The 18,184-nt window shown below is 51.8% G+C and carries 19 protein-coding genes and 1 pseudogene; 11 read left to right on the top strand and 9 right to left on the bottom strand.

Annotated features, from left to right (window positions below; translation table 11 throughout):
- Positions 1–133: 133 nt before the first annotated feature.
- Together ACYVHB_RS31865 and ACYVHB_RS31860 are read right to left on the bottom strand one after the other, a co-directional pair.
- Positions 134–1,034, bottom strand: a pseudogene (locus ACYVHB_RS31865) (IS701 family transposase).
- A 68-nt stretch (positions 1,035–1,102) separates the two neighbouring features.
- Positions 1,103–2,116 carry a LacI family DNA-binding transcriptional regulator gene (locus tag ACYVHB_RS31860; RefSeq protein WP_461056091.1) on the bottom strand — a complete coding sequence of 338 codons (1,014 nt, stop codon included), beginning with the start codon at positions 2,114–2,116 and terminating at the stop codon, positions 1,103–1,105.
- A 774-nt stretch (positions 2,117–2,890) separates the two neighbouring features.
- Here ACYVHB_RS31860 and ACYVHB_RS31855 point away from each other — a divergent pair.
- Positions 2,891–3,202, top strand: a complete 312-nt coding sequence (locus tag ACYVHB_RS31855) for a hypothetical protein (protein ID WP_461056090.1) — start codon at positions 2,891–2,893, stop codon at positions 3,200–3,202.
- Positions 3,203–3,267: 65 nt separating this feature from the next.
- Here the strand turns inward: ACYVHB_RS31855 and ACYVHB_RS31850 are convergent, their stop codons facing one another.
- From ACYVHB_RS31850 to ACYVHB_RS31840, 3 genes are read right to left on the bottom strand one after another with little or no spacing between them, the layout of a single operon-like run.
- On the bottom strand, positions 3,268–3,717 hold the full coding sequence (locus tag ACYVHB_RS31850) for a RidA family protein (protein ID WP_461056089.1): 450 nt from the start codon (positions 3,715–3,717) through the stop codon (positions 3,268–3,270).
- A gap of 24 nt (positions 3,718–3,741) precedes the next feature.
- On the bottom strand, positions 3,742–4,452 hold the full coding sequence (locus ACYVHB_RS31845) for a DUF2461 domain-containing protein (RefSeq protein ID WP_461056088.1): 711 nt from the start codon (positions 4,450–4,452) through the stop codon (positions 3,742–3,744).
- 48 nt (positions 4,453–4,500) lie between these two features.
- Positions 4,501–5,436 (bottom strand): AraC family transcriptional regulator, encoded by a 936-nt coding sequence (locus ACYVHB_RS31840; RefSeq protein ID WP_461056087.1) that lies wholly within the window; start codon positions 5,434–5,436, stop codon positions 4,501–4,503.
- A gap of 128 nt (positions 5,437–5,564) precedes the next feature.
- Here ACYVHB_RS31840 and ACYVHB_RS31835 point away from each other — a divergent pair, with 128 nt between their 5' ends.
- The 3 genes from ACYVHB_RS31835 (at position 5,565) to ACYVHB_RS31825 (ending at position 7,889) form a co-directional block, all read left to right on the top strand.
- Positions 5,565–7,085 (top strand): aldehyde dehydrogenase family protein, encoded by a 1,521-nt coding sequence (locus ACYVHB_RS31835; protein WP_461056086.1) that lies wholly within the window; start codon positions 5,565–5,567, stop codon positions 7,083–7,085.
- A 104-nt stretch (positions 7,086–7,189) separates the two neighbouring features.
- The gene (locus ACYVHB_RS31830; RefSeq protein ID WP_461056085.1) at positions 7,190–7,585 is read left to right on the top strand and encodes a DUF779 domain-containing protein; all 396 of its coding nucleotides are present in this window, start codon (positions 7,190–7,192) and stop codon (positions 7,583–7,585) included.
- A gap of 109 nt (positions 7,586–7,694) precedes the next feature.
- Positions 7,695–7,889 carry a hypothetical protein gene (locus ACYVHB_RS31825; RefSeq protein WP_461056084.1) on the top strand — a complete coding sequence of 65 codons (195 nt, stop codon included), beginning with the start codon at positions 7,695–7,697 and terminating at the stop codon, positions 7,887–7,889.
- Positions 7,890–7,995: 106 nt separating this feature from the next.
- Here ACYVHB_RS31825 and ACYVHB_RS31820 read toward each other — a convergent pair whose 3' ends face one another.
- Complete coding sequence (locus ACYVHB_RS31820; protein ID WP_461056083.1) at positions 7,996–9,033, bottom strand: spore photoproduct lyase family protein; 1,038 nt, start codon at positions 9,031–9,033, stop codon at positions 7,996–7,998.
- Between the two features lie 210 nt (positions 9,034–9,243).
- Here ACYVHB_RS31820 and ACYVHB_RS31815 point away from each other — a divergent pair, with 210 nt between their 5' ends.
- From ACYVHB_RS31815 to ACYVHB_RS31795, 5 genes are all read left to right on the top strand, one after another.
- Positions 9,244–9,525: a hypothetical protein gene (locus ACYVHB_RS31815; RefSeq protein WP_461056082.1), complete on the top strand. Its 282-nt coding sequence runs from the start codon at positions 9,244–9,246 to the stop codon at positions 9,523–9,525.
- A 54-nt stretch (positions 9,526–9,579) separates the two neighbouring features.
- Positions 9,580–9,930 carry a hypothetical protein gene (locus tag ACYVHB_RS31810; RefSeq protein WP_461056081.1) on the top strand — a complete coding sequence of 117 codons (351 nt, stop codon included), beginning with the start codon at positions 9,580–9,582 and terminating at the stop codon, positions 9,928–9,930.
- A gap of 29 nt (positions 9,931–9,959) precedes the next feature.
- Positions 9,960–10,547, top strand: a complete 588-nt coding sequence (locus tag ACYVHB_RS31805) for a dioxygenase family protein (RefSeq protein WP_461056080.1) — start codon at positions 9,960–9,962, stop codon at positions 10,545–10,547.
- 315 nt (positions 10,548–10,862) lie between these two features.
- Positions 10,863–11,852 (top strand): hypothetical protein, encoded by a 990-nt coding sequence (locus ACYVHB_RS31800; RefSeq protein ID WP_461056079.1) that lies wholly within the window; start codon positions 10,863–10,865, stop codon positions 11,850–11,852.
- Between the two features lie 111 nt (positions 11,853–11,963).
- The gene (locus tag ACYVHB_RS31795; protein ID WP_461056078.1) at positions 11,964–12,878 is read left to right on the top strand and encodes a carboxypeptidase-like regulatory domain-containing protein; all 915 of its coding nucleotides are present in this window, start codon (positions 11,964–11,966) and stop codon (positions 12,876–12,878) included.
- A 136-nt stretch (positions 12,879–13,014) separates the two neighbouring features.
- Here the strand turns inward: ACYVHB_RS31795 and ACYVHB_RS31790 are convergent, their stop codons facing one another.
- Both ACYVHB_RS31790 and ACYVHB_RS31785 read right to left on the bottom strand, forming a co-directional pair.
- A complete protein-coding gene (locus tag ACYVHB_RS31790; protein WP_461056077.1) occupies positions 13,015–13,713 on the bottom strand; it encodes a hypothetical protein in 699 nt (232 codons plus the stop codon).
- A 12-nt stretch (positions 13,714–13,725) separates the two neighbouring features.
- The gene (locus tag ACYVHB_RS31785; RefSeq protein WP_461056076.1) at positions 13,726–14,472 is read right to left on the bottom strand and encodes an SDR family NAD(P)-dependent oxidoreductase; all 747 of its coding nucleotides are present in this window, start codon (positions 14,470–14,472) and stop codon (positions 13,726–13,728) included.
- Between the two features lie 388 nt (positions 14,473–14,860).
- Between ACYVHB_RS31785 and ACYVHB_RS31780 the strand changes: the two genes are divergently transcribed.
- Complete coding sequence (locus ACYVHB_RS31780; protein WP_461056075.1) at positions 14,861–15,847, top strand: glycosyltransferase family 2 protein; 987 nt, start codon at positions 14,861–14,863, stop codon at positions 15,845–15,847.
- A gap of 27 nt (positions 15,848–15,874) precedes the next feature.
- On the opposite strand, the gene ACYVHB_RS31775 is transcribed toward ACYVHB_RS31780, so the two are convergent.
- Positions 15,875–16,816: a hypothetical protein gene (locus ACYVHB_RS31775; RefSeq protein WP_461056074.1), complete on the bottom strand. Its 942-nt coding sequence runs from the start codon at positions 16,814–16,816 to the stop codon at positions 15,875–15,877.
- Positions 16,817–16,941: 125 nt separating this feature from the next.
- Here ACYVHB_RS31775 and ACYVHB_RS31770 point away from each other — a divergent pair, with 125 nt between their 5' ends.
- Entirely contained in the window at positions 16,942–18,105 is a 1,164-nt protein-coding gene (locus ACYVHB_RS31770; RefSeq protein WP_461056073.1) for a 3-dehydroquinate synthase, read from the top strand.
- Positions 18,106–18,184 lie beyond the last annotated feature (79 nt).

The raw sequence follows: 18,184 nt of genomic DNA, 5'->3' as shown, positions 1-18,184 counted from the left end.
AGGTAATCAGCTCGGCTTCAACAAGATCAATATGCTTTTCTTTGCGGCTCATGCCGCTAAAATAGTTGATCTATTCTAAATTTGCCTAATTACTTATTTCTTATTGCTATTTAAATAGGACTTACGCAAATCCTCAAATCGCTTGAATATGAGGGTTTGCTAAGTCGAGTTTGAGGTAGCTACTCAACAAATCGGTATGAACCTGATACATCCTCTTCATGACTTGTCGGGCTTTCATCTGAAGAAAAATCCAGGCATGCTAACAGCAAGCCAGGTGATTGCCCTGGGCCTGTGCTTTGCGACATTGGCAGCGTTGCGGGCCGGTGAGTTGTTAGAAACTGCGATGAAAATCTTCAATCTGCCAACGGACCGCCTTTCTATTCTCTGCCACGAAACAGGTTATTGCTTCTCGTAAATTGTTAGTAATCAGCTAATCAATGTCGCTCTTTGGGGCAACTATCCTGAAGAGCCTACCTAAAAAAGAAACCTGTTTTAATTCTACCAACAACCCGGCCGTGACAGCACACCCCGAAAAAGCTAAGTCGTCCAAATGCGGATAACCCGTCTGCCGACTTAGCGATACCATCCGATTGCTTTTCAGTGTAGTGAAAAATGGCCAATCGGCCCGGTGAATCAGTTTGGGCTATAGCAAGAGTCAAACAGGATCGTCTTGGCTTTGATCTGTTTAACCGTGTTGGCCTGCTGAAACATGTCCGCTCCGGCGGCTTGGCTGAAAGGGATCATTTTTGGTCTTTCCATCGGTGTCAGGGTGGTAGATTCGGTAGTCGACAGGCATAAAGTCACCATCGTTTCCTGGTGAATGAAGTAAGTTCAACCAGCAAAAAGGAGTCGACTAAGTCATTGAGATGCGCTTGTACTAAGGTCCATAAATCGGCGGGCTGGCAATTTTTCCGGCCTAAGAAACGGTTGACTATATCATGGCTAATTTGTTCTTGATGATCGGCCATGTGTGTAGAAGTGTAGTCGAAGGGGGTACCAATGAGGGACTCCACGTACTTTTTCTTACTAACCATGCAGTAAGGTAAAATCTGGTGCGGAAATCCTAATACATAATTTATCGTCAACAACTTTATCCACTATACTACCGTCGGGTCGATTCCTGGATGACTAACGTTGCCTCCAGATTAGCCTGCGTCACCCGGTTGTTGGCCGTGATGGCTTCTACTAAAATTTTGGTGGCCAACTGACCCATCTCCCGCAGGGGCTGCCGGATGTAGGTAAGCGGGCTATAGAATAAATCGTTGATCTCTGCTTCGTCAAAACTCACCACCGCCACATCGGCCGGTATGCGCAACGAACTGGACTTGAGCTGCTTTAACCCATAAATGGCTAAAGTATTCGATGCAAACACAAGCGCGTCTACGGGATTCGGCCCGGTCGTGAGTTCGTGAACTGCTTTCGTGACATCGTGGGCAAGGTTGTCCATGTCGACCTCTTTCAGCCACCGTTTCTTGACGGGAATCTGGTTTTCGTCGTGAGCTGACCGGTAGCCCCTTGTTCGTTCGTTAATGTGGAAAAGGGTCGTTTTGTACGTGACCATACCGATGCGTCGATACCCTGAACCAATCAGATGCTGTACGGCTGCGTACATGGACTGGTGATTGTCTAATGCAACATAGTTGGTTTTGAGGATGGGAAAATACCGGTCGATGAGCACGAACGGTGTGGTTCCCTGCTGCAGCTCGCTAATTTGGGACGCTGCACCTGCCGGTGCGGCAACGATTAAGCCGTCAACCTGCCGATTCAGTAGGGTGGCAATCAGCTTGCGGCACTTCTGCGGATTTTCGTCCGAACTCCCAAAAATCACCGTGTAGTTATGATTATCCGCTTCGTCTTCGATAATGCGGGCCATGGACGATGCAAATGGATTGGCAATGTCGGCGACTACTAAACCCAGGGTGCGGGTCTTGTTCGTTTTCAGGCTCTGAGCCATTCGATTAGGCTGGTAGTTCAGCTCCTGAGCGGCTTTTCTTATTTTTTGAGCTACTTCCTTGCTGATTCTGTTTTCCTTCTGATTATTCAGCACGTATGAGACAAGCGCTATCGAAACGCCTACTGATTGAGCAATGTCTTTTAATGAAGTCCGTTTAGCCATGAGTTGATAACTCTGCAAAAAATTCAATTATTTATTTAATCCTTTAAACATTAGATTGTTTTGAAATGACAATGTATCCATTATGAATCTCAGAAAAAGTCTAAATAAGGTATTCATTTTGTACTATTCTTATATAAATAACGAAAGATAAATGGATAATTGCCCAAAAATTGATATTTGGTTTAAACGTTTAAACTTTTGATTATCCACTTCCGTTTTCTTATCGAAGGCTTGAACGCACCGAACTGTGGATGAGCCCTCTACCTGTTGTTCCCATAAACAGGCTCCGTTTACCGGTTTATGGGTAAGCGGTCTTAATTATCGATTAAGACCGAATGAAGTAACCAACGCTAAGAACAAAATGGAATTAACACACGTATATAAAACGAAAGACACAGCGAATAACCTATATAGGTCAGGTAAGCGCTTTTTATTGAACTTTATCAACCGTAATGCCGACGTGTTTGAAGCATTAACCCGGCAGGCAACGCCGTTTGGAGGTAACATACTGCCAGTAAGATGCTTCGCTGCGCAAGCTGAACCCACTAATATCCTACGGCACCAACGAACCGGGCCGCAACGGGTCGATAAGCTAACTTTTTGAAGGTAACCTGCGTAATTTTTTGGTTAACGTCCTGCAACCACAAGTTGCAACCATCACAGAAGCAATTTAATTGATCGGATTAGCTGCCTGACGTGACGACCCTGTAATTGGGCGTCCTAATGGCTGACAACCGGAATCAACAAACATAGAATCAGATAATCAGTCTCATCATGAAACGTTTTTCAGTTTTGTACCTGCTCAAGGAGCGGTATCATCACCTTGGGTGTATCACTCATTCGGAAGCCAAATCTGTTCTGCAAAAATTATTGACCGACGAAAAGCGGACGCCCATTGGTATCTACGACGCAAAAACGGAACTGTTCGAGTGGGAACCAACCCGTCAGCGCGACTATAATCAGGCCGGTATTGAAGGGCAGGGCAAGTTGGGCGACCACATTATTACAATTGTTGAGGCATTACGCCGTCGGGATGCGGACTGGCAGAAGGCAAGTGAATTCCAGCGCCCCAGCTTCTTCGCCTGATTGGGTGAACATACAAAAAAACCACACCTGAAGGGGTGGGCTGATACAGTCGTTTAAATGGCTGCTCAGTCTTTAATGGCAATCACTTCAACCTCAACAAGAACGTCGTCGCGGGCAATTTTCTCGATGCTTTTAACATCCTGAATGCCGGGAGCGGCCTGCCCAAAAAAGCTGGTGCCAACGCTGGAGGCCTGCTGCGAATCGGCAACGTTCACCAGCCCGGAAGTACCTTTGAGCAAATACGTAACCTGTTTCACGTCGTTCATGCTCATGCCGACCCGGTCCAGGGCCGCAGCTATGTTTTCGAACACCTGCTGCGTCTGAGCCGACAAATTGCCCGCGCCAACGAGTTCGCCGTTCGCGTTGAATGGCCGTTGACCGCTGATGTACACCTGCTTGCCGGCAACGCCCGTATCAACTTTGTAGGTATAGCCCAACTGCGGGGCCGGTGTGGTCTGGGCCTGGACGAACGGGGCCAGTAATAAGCTGATTAAGAGGACGAAATACGTTTTCATAGTAAGTAAGACAAAGCGTTTAACTCATAAAGTAACAGGCTGCTCTTCTTCGTCAAAAAATAGGTAATTCAGCAAATCGCAGTAAGGTTTGAGGAGTTGGCTGCCGCGCACAATTTCGTCGGCGAAGTTGGCTTTGAGCACCTCTTTGTCGGTGTAGCGGTGGATGAAAAACAATTCTTTCCGGCGCAGCAACTCAATCTCGGGGTGGTCGGCAGGGTAGCCCTTGGGTGTGGTTTTCATCACCTCGCCGGATGCCTCGGGAAAATACGTACGGAACGCATCGGCTTCGATAATGTCCTTTAATTCAGCGACGTTGTAATCGACTTCCTGCCGGAATTTGGCCAGATTAGTGGGCGTTGGCTGCCACATGCCCGCTCCCAGAAACGACTGATTGCCGGGCTGAATGTGCACGTAATAGTCGATTCGGCCGGAGTGCCGCCCGCCGGGACCAATAGCAAAGGCTAAGTTTGGTTTGTAAGGCGCTTTGTCCTTCGTGAACCGGATATCCCGGTTAATTCGGAAGATACAATCCTTAACGGCCGTGTTGGCCAGCGGCTCAAACGCGCTCATGCTGGTCAGCACCCGCTCCACCACACCACAGAGTTCGGCTTTGGCGGCATCGTAGCGGCTGCGATTGGCGTGAAACCAGTCGCGGTGGTTATTCTGGACCAGGTCGGCTAAGAAGTCAAGCGTTTGCCCGGTTAGTACGGCTTTCTGAGTAGATTTTGTCGTCATCACTAACCAAAGATAGGCAATCGCCCGCAACGACGGGTACTTGCGCGGTTAGTTTGCAACAAAAAGTTGCCGTTTAAACTGCCGGGGACACATTCGCTCCACCGACCGGAAAGCACTGCTAAAATGCGTCAGGCTGTTGAAACCCGATTCGTAACACGCGTCGGTGATGCTTTTGGCCGGGTTGCTGAGAATGACTTTGGCCCGCCGAATTCGCTCGGTCAGGATGAACTGCGCGGGCGAAACACCCAACTCGCTTTTGAAAAGCCGAAAGAAATGGGATTTCGACAAGCATGCTTTGTCGCACAGTTCCTCAATGGAGAGCGAGCGGGTCACGTTTTCCCGAATATAGGCCACAATGTAGGCTAACCGATTCGTGTTCACGTGCTGGTTCGTGTGGGTCAGCAGTTCCGTTTGCACCTGCACCTGCGACAGCCGGACGATGAGTTCTTTCAGCGTATTCCTGATAAAAAACGATTTGAACGGGTTGTTCTCGCGGAAAAGCCGGGTCAGCTTGTCGATTAGGGAGCTGATTTCGGGATCGTTCTGCATCAGGTAATTATCAGTGTTCAGCCGCCATTGATCGGTTGTTTCAACGCGGGCTACCTGCTCGTTTAGTTCGGCGACGGTCTGGCGGATAAACTCATCTGAAATGGTCAGGGCTAAGCAGCGCGTGGGGGCGTCGGTGGTAGCGTCGGGGAAGTCAATCTGCATGAGTCGGTCGGAGGGCATCAGCAGCGATTCGCCGGGCCGGTAGTCGAAGGGTGCCTGCTTGTCGAGGTGCATCACTTTTTTGCCGCTCAGCATACTTGTCATCACCGGCGCATCAAACCGCAGTTGAATCCGGCTGGCCTGCTGAAACGTTTCGTACAGGTGCAGTTCGGCTGAGTCGTGGCTGAGCGTCAGTTTATTTTCGACGAGTGCGTCGATTGGGTTGCCCCACGCGCTAACCGCTTCGTTGCGAAGAACGTCTCCTCCTTTTCTCATGACGAACGAATGGGACAATTATGCAAGTATATAAGACTATAACGCAATTACGCTTGTACAATTACGGCAAAATTTGTAAAGATTTCAATTGGTAGCAATCAATTACTTAAAAAAACCTAACAATCTATATGGAAGTCTTAGAAGCACCCAGCAAAACGTTACCCCGGCCCGACTTTAAGGCGCAGTACGAAAACTACATCGGTGGTAAATGGGTATCTCCCGTTGGTGGTGACTACTTCGAGAATCACTCGCCGGTCGATGACAGCCTGATTTCCCGCGTTCCCCGCTCAAAAGCCGCCGACGTTGAACTGGCCATTGATGCGGCCGAAGAGGCATTTAAAACTTGGTCAAAAACATCGGCTACGACCCGGAGCAACATGCTGCTCAAAATTGCTGACCGCATTGAGCAGAATCTGGAGTTTCTGGCCCGCGTTGAAACCGTAGAAAACGGGAAAGCTGTGCGCGAAACCTTAGCGGCTGACTTACCATTGGTTGTTGACCACTTCCGGTATTTTGCCGGGGTAATCCGGGCGGAAGAAGGCTCGGCCAGTGAGTTGGACAACGATACCGTATCGCTCATCATTCGGGAGCCAATCGGAGTCGTCGGTCAGATTATTCCGTGGAATTTTCCGCTGCTGATGGCGACCTGGAAACTGGCCCCGGCGCTGGCTGCGGGCTGCTGCATTGTGCTGAAACCAGCCGAGCAAACGCCAACGTCGATCCTCATTCTGATGGAAATGATTGGGGATCTCATTCCGCCCGGCGTGCTGAACATTGTCAATGGGTTCGGACCGGAAGCGGGCAAGCCATTAGCGCAGTCGAAGCGCATCGCCAAGGTAGCCTTCACCGGCGAAACCACCACGGGCCGCCTGATTATGCAGTATGCGTCGGAGAACCTGATTCCCGTCACGATGGAACTGGGTGGTAAATCGCCGAACGTATTCATGAAATCAGTGGGCGACGCCGACGATGATTTCTTCGACAAGTGCGTGGAAGGAGCGGTGATGTTTGCGCTCAACCAGGGCGAAATCTGCACCTGTCCCTCACGGATTATCGTTCACGAAGACATTTACGACCGCTTCATGGAGCGCGTCATCGAACGGACGAACGCCATTAAAATGGGCCACCCGCTCGATCCCGAAACGATGATGGGCGCTCAGGCCAGCAACGACCAATTCGAGAAAGTCTTGTCCTACATCGACATTGGCAAGCAGGAAGGGGCTGAGTTACTCGCCGGGGGCGGAGCCGCCCACGTGGACGGTGCCGAAGGGGGTTACTACATTCAGCCAACCATTTTCCGGGGCCACAACAAGATGCGGATTTTTCAGGAAGAGATCTTTGGACCAGTGGTTTCGGTGACGACATTTAAGACAACCGAAGAAGCCATCGAACTGGCCAACGATACGCTCTACGGCTTAGGAGCGGCCGTCTGGACGCGCGACGCCCACGAGATCTATCAACTGCCCCGCGCTATTCAGGCGGGTCGGGTGTGGGTGAACTGCTACCACAATTACCCGGCACACGCGCCGTTTGGCGGGTACAAAAAGTCGGGCTTCGGTCGGGAGAATCACCTGATGATGCTCAATCACTACCGCCAGACCAAAAACATGCTGATCTCGTACAGCAAGCAGAAATTAGGCTTCTTTTAACGAATGAACGATAGAAAGAGTGAATGAGCGAATAGCTGCGGTAGCTTGTGTTCGCTCATTCACTCTTTCTATCGTTTGCTCATTAAACTTACTTTTCACAACGTATGACGGACAACCCCGTTTCCCGCATTGACCTGACCGAAGCAGCCGCCGAGGTAATTGACCGCCTTCGGGCTGAACACGGCCCGCTGATGTTTCACCAGAGTGGAGGCTGCTGCGATGGCTCCTCGCCGATGTGTTTTGCCAAAGGTGATTTCATTATCGGTCAGTCCGATGTCTGGCTGGGGCAGATTTACGGCTGCGACTTTTTCATGGCGCAGGATCAGTTTGAGTACTGGAAACACACGCACCTGACCATCGATGTCACACCCGGCCGGGGGGCCAGCTTCTCCATCGAAATTCCGCTGGGACTTCGCTTCCTGATTCGGTCGCGGTTGTTTGAACCGGACGAATATGCCCAGCTACTACCGGTCCACGTGGGGCCGCTCGAAAACGCCTGAAAAAACGCTCACTAATATCGGTGAGCGTTTTTTTGCAAACATCAGTCTACCTATCCGGGTTGTTTACCAGAATAAACACTTAATCACCAACCGGGTGTTGGTTAACGTTATGGCAGACAAAACGATAGAGAAAGTAGAAGAGGAGTACAAAGATCAGAAAGTGGGTGGGGGCGACAACGGCACGAGCCACGGCAGCACGGGTACGGGTGGCAGTTCGACCTCGCACAAGAGCAGCAAAAAATCGAAAGGATCGAGCAGCGCGGGTAGTTCGACCGGCGGCTCCAAAGGCGGACACTCTAATTAAGGGAAAAAAGGGAGAGGGGGACGAAGGGGAGGAGAAGGAACGCGATAGCCAGTCCTCTCTTTCCCTTCGCCCCCTCCCGCATCGGCGGCCCGGTCCTTTTCTCCCGCTAAAATATATACCGAATCCCGCACCACGGAATCTCCTCCGCCACCATCCGGCTGAATATATCGACCATCTTGCTCTTAAGCTGATGATCGTATCGGATGTTCCAGCCACCATACTGACTGACTTTGCTCTCCTGTAGGGACGGCACCCACAACAACTCTTCGGCCTTGGAGTTGATAGCTAAATTAGCCTGGTGCTGCCCTTGATTGTGGGTCAGGAAAATCACTTCGCACTGTAGCTGCGCTTTCACTTCGGGCCGTAACTCAGCGTCCAACTGCCTGAACAGGTCGCGGTAATCGTCGCGCCACTGCTTACCGCCGTAGACGATAACGGGCGAGAAATTGACGTGGACATCGTAGCCAGCGTCGTAGAAGTCGTTGATGGCCGCAATGCGCTTTTCGATGCTGTCCGTGCGCACGTCGACTAACTTGCTAACGTGGCTGGGCATCAGGCTGAACCGAATGCGCACCTTACGCTGCGGATCGAAATCGAGCAGGTCGCGGTTCACGAATTTAGTGGCAAAGGTCGCTTTGGCGCGGGGGTGATCGCGGTAAAATTCAAACACCTGCCGGATACCGTCGGACAGGCTGTAATCGACTGAAATATCGGAGTTACAGCCAATGTCGTAGGTCCAGAACTGGGCGTCGGTCTGGTTGGCGGGCTTGGGCCAGGCCAACGAATGAACGTGTTTGTCTACCGTTGCCATGATGTCTTCGACGTTGGTAAACAGCGTAATGGGATTGACCTTCTTGTGCCGGTCAACGTAGCAGTACGCGCACCCACCGAAGCAGCCATTGGCGAGACTCGGCGCAATATAATCCGAACTGCGACCGCTCCATTTAATCTCTTTCGACTTGAGCGTACCCAGCACCAGCACGTCGGACTTGACCTTAAAATGGTTCATGCCCAGTTCGGGCAGGCGGTTGTGCTGAGTCACCTGGAGCGTCTCGGCGTCGGGGTAGTTGGCGATGACGGCCTCGCCCCGGTCATTGAGCGCATCGGCGGTGTACAGGATAATACTCGGATTGAAATCGGGCATGAAAGGCTGGTTGAGTAGGGTACCGAATTAACGTCTGCACTGGGCAAATGGTTCGCCAGTATCAATGTGCAACTGTTTGACTAACAGTTATTTTGGTGCATCTTTTCGTGTTTTTTGGCTCGCATCAACGTTGGTTTTATTTCTGAAAAGCAACCATCAGTAGTCGTTGTGAATCATCAGCTTTTAAGACTACATAAACCAAACATCGTTATGAAAAACATAACCATCACAATTGACCTAAAATCGCTCTGTTTAGGCGCAGTCGGTGTACTCTGTATTTGCCTATTGTCTAACTTTAACAACGCCGACCAACCACGCGATAACGCAGTCGATGAGGTGCGTCGGTATCAGGCAGTTTCTGGCGAAAGTGGCATCGTCATCCTGGATACGAAAACAGGCCAGTACATTATTGAAAAGACCACCATTGGTCAACCACGCTGGGCGAAAGGCGATTTTGCTACGACGCACAACAGCACAGCCCGGACCAACTAACGTAAACAGGGATTCGGCGTTCAATTTGTTTAATCTCAATAGCTTCTACCATCCATGAAAAAGGCGCTTATTTTGTTACAATGTTTGTGGTTATTCGGCTGCGCTACGGCGAGCGTGTCCCTATTCGATCCCCAGAAGATGTACGAGCCAGTGGCATTCGATCAGGTGGCGATTTATTTGCTGGAACGGGACATCCCGGCCGATGCCGAGCGATTGGGCACGGTGGCCGTTAAATTTCCGACGACGTACTCCGACATTGAAATACAGCGGGACGTTAAAAATGCCTGCGCTAAAATTGGGGCGACCGGGGCCATTCGGGTCAACGAAGGCACCCGACCCACGCATGAGGGCATGTTCCAGATCACGTATCTGGCGTTTCGTATCAAGGAAATTGGAAGACTTTAGGAATTTACTATAAATCAATCTCAAACCTGATGGAAACCACCCGACGCCGATTTTTTGCCCTGCTCAGTGCTTTGCCGCTGCTCAGCTTTTTCTCGGCTGTTGGCCGCCGGTCGCCAGAAACCCTACAGCCAACGCCCCCCTGCGATGACCACGACGAACCAACACCGTCGCTGACGGAAGGCCCGTTTTTCACGCCCCGCTCACCCGAACGCAGCACCCTGCTCGACCGGGACATGGCCGGAACGGTGGTTATGCTCAACGGGCGGGTGCTGAACACCAATTGCCAGCCCGTGGCGGGTGCCCTGCTCGACTGGTGGCAGGCCGACGACGCGGGGGAGTACGACAACCGGGGCTTCCGGCTGCGCGGTCATCAGTACACCGACAAGCGGGGAAACTTCCAGTTAGAAACTGTCGTGCCCGGCCTGTATCCGGGTCGCACGCGTCACCTTCACGTGAAGGTGCAGGCTCCCGGTCAGCGCGTGTTAACTACGCAGCTTTTCTTCCCCAACGAACCCGGTAACCAGCGCGACCGTATTTTCGACCCGGCGTTGTTGATGGACGTCCGGCGCAAAGGCGACAAAGAAATGGCGACGTACACGTTTGTGGTGAACGCGTAGGAGGGAAGCGTTTTTCGTTTTATTTTACGTGTAACCAAGCAGCCGAACAGCAACATGAAAACAAGTCTTTTTTTCAGTAATAGTGGCTTTTTTGATCTACCTCGTTCCGGAGCGCGTAACGATTTGTATGATCGAATCCGAAAAGAAGTGGCTTCTGATTACGAAGTAAGGCTTGAACAGGCAACCCCGTCGGAACGGGACTGGCTCAACTGGAAAATTAATTTGCTCGCAGAAATACGGTATAACCGGCTGATGTTTTGGAGAAATTAAGAAGCAGATTAACATAATGTTTGATTATAAAACTAATTGACTGAGATGACGAAGGTAATTTTGTCTTTGGTACTGCTGAACTTATTAGTAGCCTGCCAAACTATGACTTCTGAAAAACTGACTGACCTTTACCCCTCCACAGATAGGGAAGTATTCGATGCCAAGGCACCAACTTCGAGTACCTTAATTTCATCAATGGTCGTTCAATCAACTTACAAGGAAGCTGGAATCGAAGGCTATCGCTATGAGTATCGCTACTATTACGATGCAGACAACCGATTGGCTAAGCTTGACTACCAAGGGTATCTTCATAAGTACATCCGAACGCCAGAGACTTACACTAATTTTATTCACCGAGTAGTCACCATAACCTACTCCTCATCAGGGGAGTTGGCAGCAATTCAAATGAATGGTTATGACCAACAGGGGCAGCCAACCAACTACTTCCTCAACTTTCCAGTAAGGAAAGAGAACGGAGAGCTAGTCGTCTATGGTCAATCCCAGTTTTATCCCAACCCCTTTGCTGATCAACCTATTATGCGCATTTCAGATAAAGGTCGTGTACTTGCTCTGCCCTGTCCTTGGAACGATCCGGCAGTTAGCCAGTTTGCCCAGTTTGCCTTGAATACATTTAGCTATGATGCGGCCGATAATTTAAAGAGCATCACCTTCTCTTATGTTGATCCGACTCGGACTAAACAACAAGCCCCCCTATTAACCCAGATTCAGCATAGTCGCTATGTACTTAATCCATTCGGTCGAGATCCAGCTTATGGAGCAGTTCATCTTCTGGCTCGTGGAGGCTATAGTACTTCCCTTCCTAGCACGTTGGACTTCAGCCAGAATATGGTTCTAACAGATCAGGTCGAGCGATGGACGCGGTCGGAAAATGGTTTTGACTATGGTCATGAAGGCCCTGCTCAAACGAATTACACCTATCGTTATAATAGCCATCGACTACCCACATGGGTGAAGCGGACTCAATCTTCTAAATTTAATCCAGTTAGTGTAGATAGTGTCACCTTCACTTATTAATTTAACATATTAAATAGTTGGCTTATTTCGCTCTCGTAGGTTTCATAGTGAGCTGGAATTTCTTAAAACTCTGCTTAACATAATCTCCACTTATACAACAGGTGATTAGTTATGAATAAGTGGTTCGAATACTTGTGGGCAAACTTGTTTATGATTCTTGTACCACTCAATAAAACTTCAACACTTGTCTTCTTATTTCTACCGGTACTCGCCTATGCCCAATCCTTTACTGGTAGCGTAACCGATAGCCAAAGCATGGCTCCCTTACCATATGCTAGTATCGGGGTGCGAGGTAAAAGCATTGGTGGCATTGCGGATATAAATGGGCATTTTCTGATCGACATGACGAAAGCCCTGCCTACTGACACCATCATTATTAGCTATTTAGGGTATCAGTCTAAAACCCTTGTCAAGCGGAATGTTAGCAATGCAGCTTACAGAATTGAGTTGGTTTCCAGCCCGTTTCAACTCAAAGAAGTGGTCACAGTTGGTAAGCGAGAAATAATTAGTATTGGCAATAAAAAAGCGAGTGGATACTACACAGGCTGGGGTGATTATTCCAGTTCGAAAGGTCGTTTTCGGGGGACTACAATTGAAACCGATGAATTGCCGCTAAAACTAGTCAAGTTCAAACTACACTTGGATGCTTGCGAATTTGATAGTGTTCGCTTCCGATTGCACATTCTGCCTCTACAAGCCAACCATTCGGGCAACCTGACTACTGAGCTACTCCACGAGAATATATTTTTTACCGCCCACAGAGACCAAAAATGGGTGAGTGTCGATCTAACTCCTTATAATCTCATCATCCGCCAGAATATTATTGTTGCTGTTGAATGGGTTGACTCGTGGGTAAAGAGAGGTGGAAGTCATTTACTAACTATATCTACGTCGAGAAAAGAAGGCTATACGTACACACGGGAGACACCTGAAGAACCTTTTCAAATTATCCAATACAAATTTACCCCGACGATGTACTTTGAGACCCACAAAGCTGGTCAACCAGATACGCCCTCACGCCCATAGTTTGCCCGCTCTCTTGTGAGTCTTCGAAGGCATCTATTCTTGGTTTATTCTCATAACATAAAATTAGTTATAAAACGCTTCTCGAAAAGTACAATCAATCAAACGACCGACCACCTCACCCAAAATATAAACCCACTCAGTTTAAATTCAGCCCGAACAGGACGCCGAACCACGGCTGGCGCTGATACACCCACGCCCGGCGGTTGAGGTCGAGCAGGCTGTCGATGCCCATTGCCAGGCCCACGTTAAAAACACGGGCGTCGTAAATCCCTGCCACTCCAACGTCGACAATAACACCTTCGTACTCGTACGGCACGCGGTTGTTAGTCACTAAGTCATTAATCGTAGCCGAGCCAATGCCAGTGAATAGCCCGTAACCAAACCCCTGACTCCGCAGCTTGCGAACGCCAAATGTCGGCGTGATGGGTTGCCAGCGGTAGCTGTGAAAGTCGATCCGCCGACCTACGTACAAAGCCGCGTTGAAATTGGAATTGAGCTGGGGCGGTACACCCGACCGCGCCGGGCGAATTTTGAACGGCAGCGTGAACACGTCAACGTCCACCTCGGCCCGGTAAAACGACCATTGTTCATACGTTCTGCCGGGTATCGTTCGCCGTTCACCTGTGTTGGGCAGAACGAGTTGCAGGCTGTCGCCCGAGTCAACGACGTAGACGCGCCGGGGCAGGCCAACCTCCGACGACCGTAGAATCTGGTAAAAATCGGGACGGAGCGAGCCGGTAGGTACCCCCGCCCGGCAACCGATCAACAGGCAGGCCAGCCCGGCCCGGCCCAATAATCCCTTACCAACGCGAAACCAACCCGATTGCTGCTTCATGATCCGGTTGGGCTACTTTCTGACGATGATGGTGGCCGCAGCCTGGGCCGCAGCCAGAATCGTTACATCGGCAATGGTGACGTGGGCGGGGGCCGTTACGGCGTAAACAATCGTGTCGGCAATGTCGCTGGCGGTGAGCGGCTGGAACCCTTCGTAAACCTTGGCGGCCCGCTCGGTATCGCCTTTGAAACGCACCACCGAAAACTCCGTCTCCACCGCGCCGGGGGCAATGTTCGTGACTTTAATGCCGTGCTGGGTCAGGTCTAACCGCATTCCGGTGCTGAGCGCTTCAACGGCGGCTTTGCTGGCGCAGTACACGGCCCCGTTGGCGTAGGGCTGCTTACCCGCAATCGAACTCAGGTTCACAATGTGCCCCCGCCTGCGCTCAACCATGCCCGGAATCACCGCCTTCGATACGTAGAGCAGGCCCTGCACGTTACCGTCAATCATCTGGTCCCAGTCGGCGGGGTCACCGTCCTGAATCGCCGACATACCGTGGGCGTTTCCCGCGTTGTTGATTAAAATATCAATGGCCTGCCAATCAGTGGGCAGCGATTGGATGGCGTTGCTAACGTCGTCGTAGTCGCGCACGTCGAAATTAAGGGTTAGCACGGGCGTTTGCGGGCTGAGTTGCGCTTGCAGTTCGGTGAGCCGGTCGGGTCGGCGACCGCACAGAATCAGGCGGTAATCGAGGTCGGCGAAGGCTTCGGCGGTGGCGCGGCCAATGCCGGAGGTAGCGCCGGTAATGAGTGCAATCATACAATAGGGAAACAAGTTTTACCGGCGTAAAGCTAACAGATTCCCTATTCACGGGATAAGCTGAAGTGATGCAAAACGAGCAGAAGCAGCGCCCCATGCGCAAACAAAATCAACACCGGGCGGACAACTTGACAAATGTGGGTCCAAATTTGCTAAAGAGTCATTATGGTAACATCGTAAAAAACAGTACTTGGGGTCCGGCTGGTCGTTAGCCTGCTTTAATTTGCCGTTGTCTCATTCTGGCCGCGCCCGAACAAACGACTCCACACGGTAAGGTGTTATGTGCCGGTCAACAGTGATTTTAGTACGCGTAAATCCTCAAAACAACCCATAAAAGACTGATAAATGAATACGGTCAATCAATCCTCCTACTCAATTATGGTTTAGTATGCTTCCTGAATTTTCGATAGTAATTCCTTCCTCGCATCATCCCGCTTTGTTATTGAAATGTCTCGACGCACTTGGTCGGCAGCGGCTTGCCCGCGATCAGTTCGAAGTTATCGTTGTGGACGATGGTAACTCATCTGACACCGCAACGGCCGTCGCGCTGTTTACGCGGCAGGTAGCCCAGTCGGGCGGGGCGCTGGAAGTGCGGTATCTGGCGCAGCCGAAGCAGCGCGGTTTTGCAGCCGCCCGCAACCGGGGCTGGCTGGCCGCCAGGGGACGGATAATCGCCTTCACGGACGATGATTGCCTGCCCGAACCGGAGTGGCTGCTCTCGGCACTGACGGGTTTCCAGCGCGGTGCCCAGGTGATGACGGGGCAACTGCGACTGACGCTCCCCGGCAGTACCACGCAGTATGATCCTAAAGATCTGTATGTGGAAACGGGCGAACTTATTTCGGCCAACTGCTTCTGCCGGAAGTCGGCGCTGGAGCAGGTGGGCGGTTTCGAGGAAGCCTTCGACTCGGCCTGGCGCGAAGACAGCGATCTACAATTTAAATTTATTCAGGCGGGCATCCCCATCAGCAAATGCCCCGAAGCGATTGTGGTTCATCCCATCCGCCAAACTCCCTGGTACACGTCGCTGGCCAACGAACGCAAAAGCCAGTATGACGCCCTGCTCTACAAACGTCACCCCGACCTGTTTCGGCAGCGCATCGAAAACGACCGGGGGCAGATTTTGGAGTACTATGCGTCGGTGCTGGCAATCACCATTGGCATCCTGAGCGCACTGTCTGGCCACCCGGTCGCAGCCGCTCTGGGATTTGGATTATGGGGGGTGCTGCTAACCAGCCTCATCGGGCAGCAATTGCCCGGCAAGGTGGCCACGATGCAATGGCCGCAAACCGTGCTGACGGCTTTGGCTACCCCGTTTTTGTCGGTCTACTGGCGGCTTTACGGAGCCGTAAAATACCGGGTGCTGTATTGGTAAAATGGACGTCATCGTTTGATTCGGATCTTACGCCTGTTCGAGAAACGCCCATAAGGTATCCGCCTTGTTGGTCAGCGAGTTGGTCAGCGAGCCGCTTTGTTGAGTCAGTTCATTAATAATGGGTACGAACGTATGCTGGAGACCTTCGATGGTGCTTATCGCCCGATCAATGCTGGATTGGATGTTCATGTCCGTGAAGATGTTGTCGAACAGAACTTCGCCCGCCCGGCTCCATCCGTCAAGGTCAATCGTGTGCCGGAGCGTACGCCCAACGTCGGCGTATTCGCTGCTAAACTGGTTCAGCGCCTTCGTTAGCTCGTGCGTCTGTCGGCGTACCTGATCCAGCTTGTCGAGCTTAATTAGTGAGGTCAACGCACCATCAAACATATCGAAATAACCCAACTGGCGGGCTTCCAGCAGCAGGGTGTGAGTTCTCGTTAACTGATTTAGCGCGGCCGAAGCCGCTCCACCCGCTTCGTTGGTTTCGATCAGGAGCCAGTCGGCTTCATCAACGGCCTTCGTCAGTTGGTCGTACGTGCGGCCGGTTTCGTCCCACCGCAGGTGCAGCAGTGCCCGCTTCCGGGCGATCAGCGCCGAGTAATCCGTGTCGACGGACGCGTAATTGGCTAATTGCTGCGTTAGGGCGTTAACGTCCTCTTCGGCCTGGCGGAGTTGCTCGGTCCCGTCCGCGTAGGCCAATTCAGCGTCGGCAACCTCGGCTTCTTCGCGGGTCAGCCGTTCCTGCTTCTGGTTGAGAATCGAGTAATAAAGCGCCGACCAGCTAAGGCCATTCAGCCGGTCAACGTCGGCCTGCTCATGGGCAAGGCGTGCCGCCAGTTCGGTTTGCCGAGCTTGTTTCGTTGCCATCGTCTGCTTTGCCTCATCCAGCCGAATTCGTAACCGGTCGCGCTCGTGCCGACGGCTGACGAGGCCGAGAAGTTGTTGCTGCTGGTCGGAACTCCATTCCATTACCGTAAGTTTAGGTTATAGGATAAATCACTTGTTTACCAACTGCCGTTACAAGCAGATCAGGATAAGCGGTTGAAATGCCTCCTCACGACGTTATAAAAACAACGGTGCGTTCTTTGCTGCTTATGACCCATTTACACCAATCGTTCGCGGTTCGATTCACGTACGACGTATTCTTCGCCGAACAACTTTTTGATCCGGCTAACCCACTCATTGCCAACTTTTTTAGCCAGCAAATGGCTACGGAGACGACCCGGAAAATTCTGTTCGTACTCGATTCCGGCGTTGTTCAAACACACCCGGACGTACTGACGAACATCAGGAATTATTTCGATCAACCAGCCGTACCCGTTACACTGGTGCCCGATCTGCTGGTCATTCCAGGGGGCGAAGGAGCCAAGAACGACCCCGCTTTGGTGGAGCAGATTGTCGACGCCATTGATCGGCATGGCATCGACCGGCACTCGTTCGTCGCTGGCGTGGGCGGTGGGTCGGTGCTGGACCTGGTGGGCTACGCGGCCGCCATTGCCCACCGGGGCATCCGGCACGTGCGCATTCCCACAACCGTACTCTCGCAGAACGATTCGGGCGTGGGCGTCAAAAACGGCGTTAATTACCGGGGCAAGAAAAATTTCCTCGGCACGTTTGCGCCCCCGGTGGCCGTGTTCAACGACAGCGCTTTTCTGACTACGCTCGACGACCGCGACTGGCGGGCGGGTATTGCCGAAGCTGTTAAGGTGGCCTTGATCAAAGACAGCGCTTTTTTTGACTGGATCGAAGCCAATGCCCCGGCCTTAGCCATGCGCGATAGTTCGGCGATGCAACACCTGATTTATCGCTGCGCCGAACTGCATTTGCAGCACATTGCCGGTGGCGATCCGTTTGAGATGGGGTCGTCGCGGCCGCTGGACTTTGGTCACTGGAGCGCCCACAAACTGGAGCAACTGACCAACTTTGAGTTGCGCCACGGCGAGGCCGTTGCCATTGGCATTGCCCTCGACACGCTCTACTCCAATCAGCTTGGCTGGCTCACCGACGCCGACACCAACCGCGTTCTGACAACGCTGCGGGCGCTCGGCTTCGCGCTCTATCATCCGCAGCTCAACGCCGACAACAGCGCGGGTCTCCTGCGTGGTCTTTCCGAGTTTCGCGAACACCTCGGCGGGCAACTCACCATTATGCTGTTGCAGGGTATCGGCCGGGGCGTGGAGGTTCACGAGATGGATGCTGCTGGTGTCCGGCAGGCCATTGCTACGTTGCACGAAAGCGAAGTTGAATTCACTGCGTAAACCTTTTCCCTAACCCCCGGCCCCTCTCCCATGGGGAGAGGGGGAAGGCCATCCGGTAGTTTGCCCCCCTCTCCCCATG

Source organism: Spirosoma arcticum (assembly GCF_054779955.1).
This window is presented reverse-complemented; position numbering and strand designations above follow the sequence as displayed.

Coding starts and splice junctions, on each gene's coding strand:
- ACYVHB_RS31860 (WP_461056091.1), bottom strand. CDS start 2,116: ATGGCTAAACGGACTTCATTAAAAGACATTGCTCAATCAGTAGGCGTT.
- ACYVHB_RS31855 (WP_461056090.1), top strand. CDS start 2,891: ATGAAACGTTTTTCAGTTTTGTACCTGCTCAAGGAGCGGTATCATCAC.
- ACYVHB_RS31850 (WP_461056089.1), bottom strand. CDS start 3,717: ATGAAAACGTATTTCGTCCTCTTAATCAGCTTATTACTGGCCCCGTTC.
- ACYVHB_RS31845 (WP_461056088.1), bottom strand. CDS start 4,452: ATGACGACAAAATCTACTCAGAAAGCCGTACTAACCGGGCAAACGCTT.
- ACYVHB_RS31840 (WP_461056087.1), bottom strand. CDS start 5,436: ATGAGAAAAGGAGGAGACGTTCTTCGCAACGAAGCGGTTAGCGCGTGG.
- ACYVHB_RS31835 (WP_461056086.1), top strand. CDS start 5,565: ATGGAAGTCTTAGAAGCACCCAGCAAAACGTTACCCCGGCCCGACTTT.
- ACYVHB_RS31830 (WP_461056085.1), top strand. CDS start 7,190: ATGACGGACAACCCCGTTTCCCGCATTGACCTGACCGAAGCAGCCGCC.
- ACYVHB_RS31825 (WP_461056084.1), top strand. CDS start 7,695: ATGGCAGACAAAACGATAGAGAAAGTAGAAGAGGAGTACAAAGATCAG.
- ACYVHB_RS31820 (WP_461056083.1), bottom strand. CDS start 9,033: ATGCCCGATTTCAATCCGAGTATTATCCTGTACACCGCCGATGCGCTC.
- ACYVHB_RS31815 (WP_461056082.1), top strand. CDS start 9,244: ATGAAAAACATAACCATCACAATTGACCTAAAATCGCTCTGTTTAGGC.
- ACYVHB_RS31810 (WP_461056081.1), top strand. CDS start 9,580: ATGAAAAAGGCGCTTATTTTGTTACAATGTTTGTGGTTATTCGGCTGC.
- ACYVHB_RS31805 (WP_461056080.1), top strand. CDS start 9,960: ATGGAAACCACCCGACGCCGATTTTTTGCCCTGCTCAGTGCTTTGCCG.
- ACYVHB_RS31800 (WP_461056079.1), top strand. CDS start 10,863: ATGACGAAGGTAATTTTGTCTTTGGTACTGCTGAACTTATTAGTAGCC.
- ACYVHB_RS31795 (WP_461056078.1), top strand. CDS start 11,964: ATGAATAAGTGGTTCGAATACTTGTGGGCAAACTTGTTTATGATTCTT.
- ACYVHB_RS31790 (WP_461056077.1), bottom strand. CDS start 13,713: ATGAAGCAGCAATCGGGTTGGTTTCGCGTTGGTAAGGGATTATTGGGC.
- ACYVHB_RS31785 (WP_461056076.1), bottom strand. CDS start 14,472: ATGATTGCACTCATTACCGGCGCTACCTCCGGCATTGGCCGCGCCACC.
- ACYVHB_RS31780 (WP_461056075.1), top strand. CDS start 14,861: ATGCTTCCTGAATTTTCGATAGTAATTCCTTCCTCGCATCATCCCGCT.
- ACYVHB_RS31775 (WP_461056074.1), bottom strand. CDS start 16,816: ATGGAATGGAGTTCCGACCAGCAGCAACAACTTCTCGGCCTCGTCAGC.
- ACYVHB_RS31770 (WP_461056073.1), top strand. CDS start 16,942: ATGACCCATTTACACCAATCGTTCGCGGTTCGATTCACGTACGACGTA.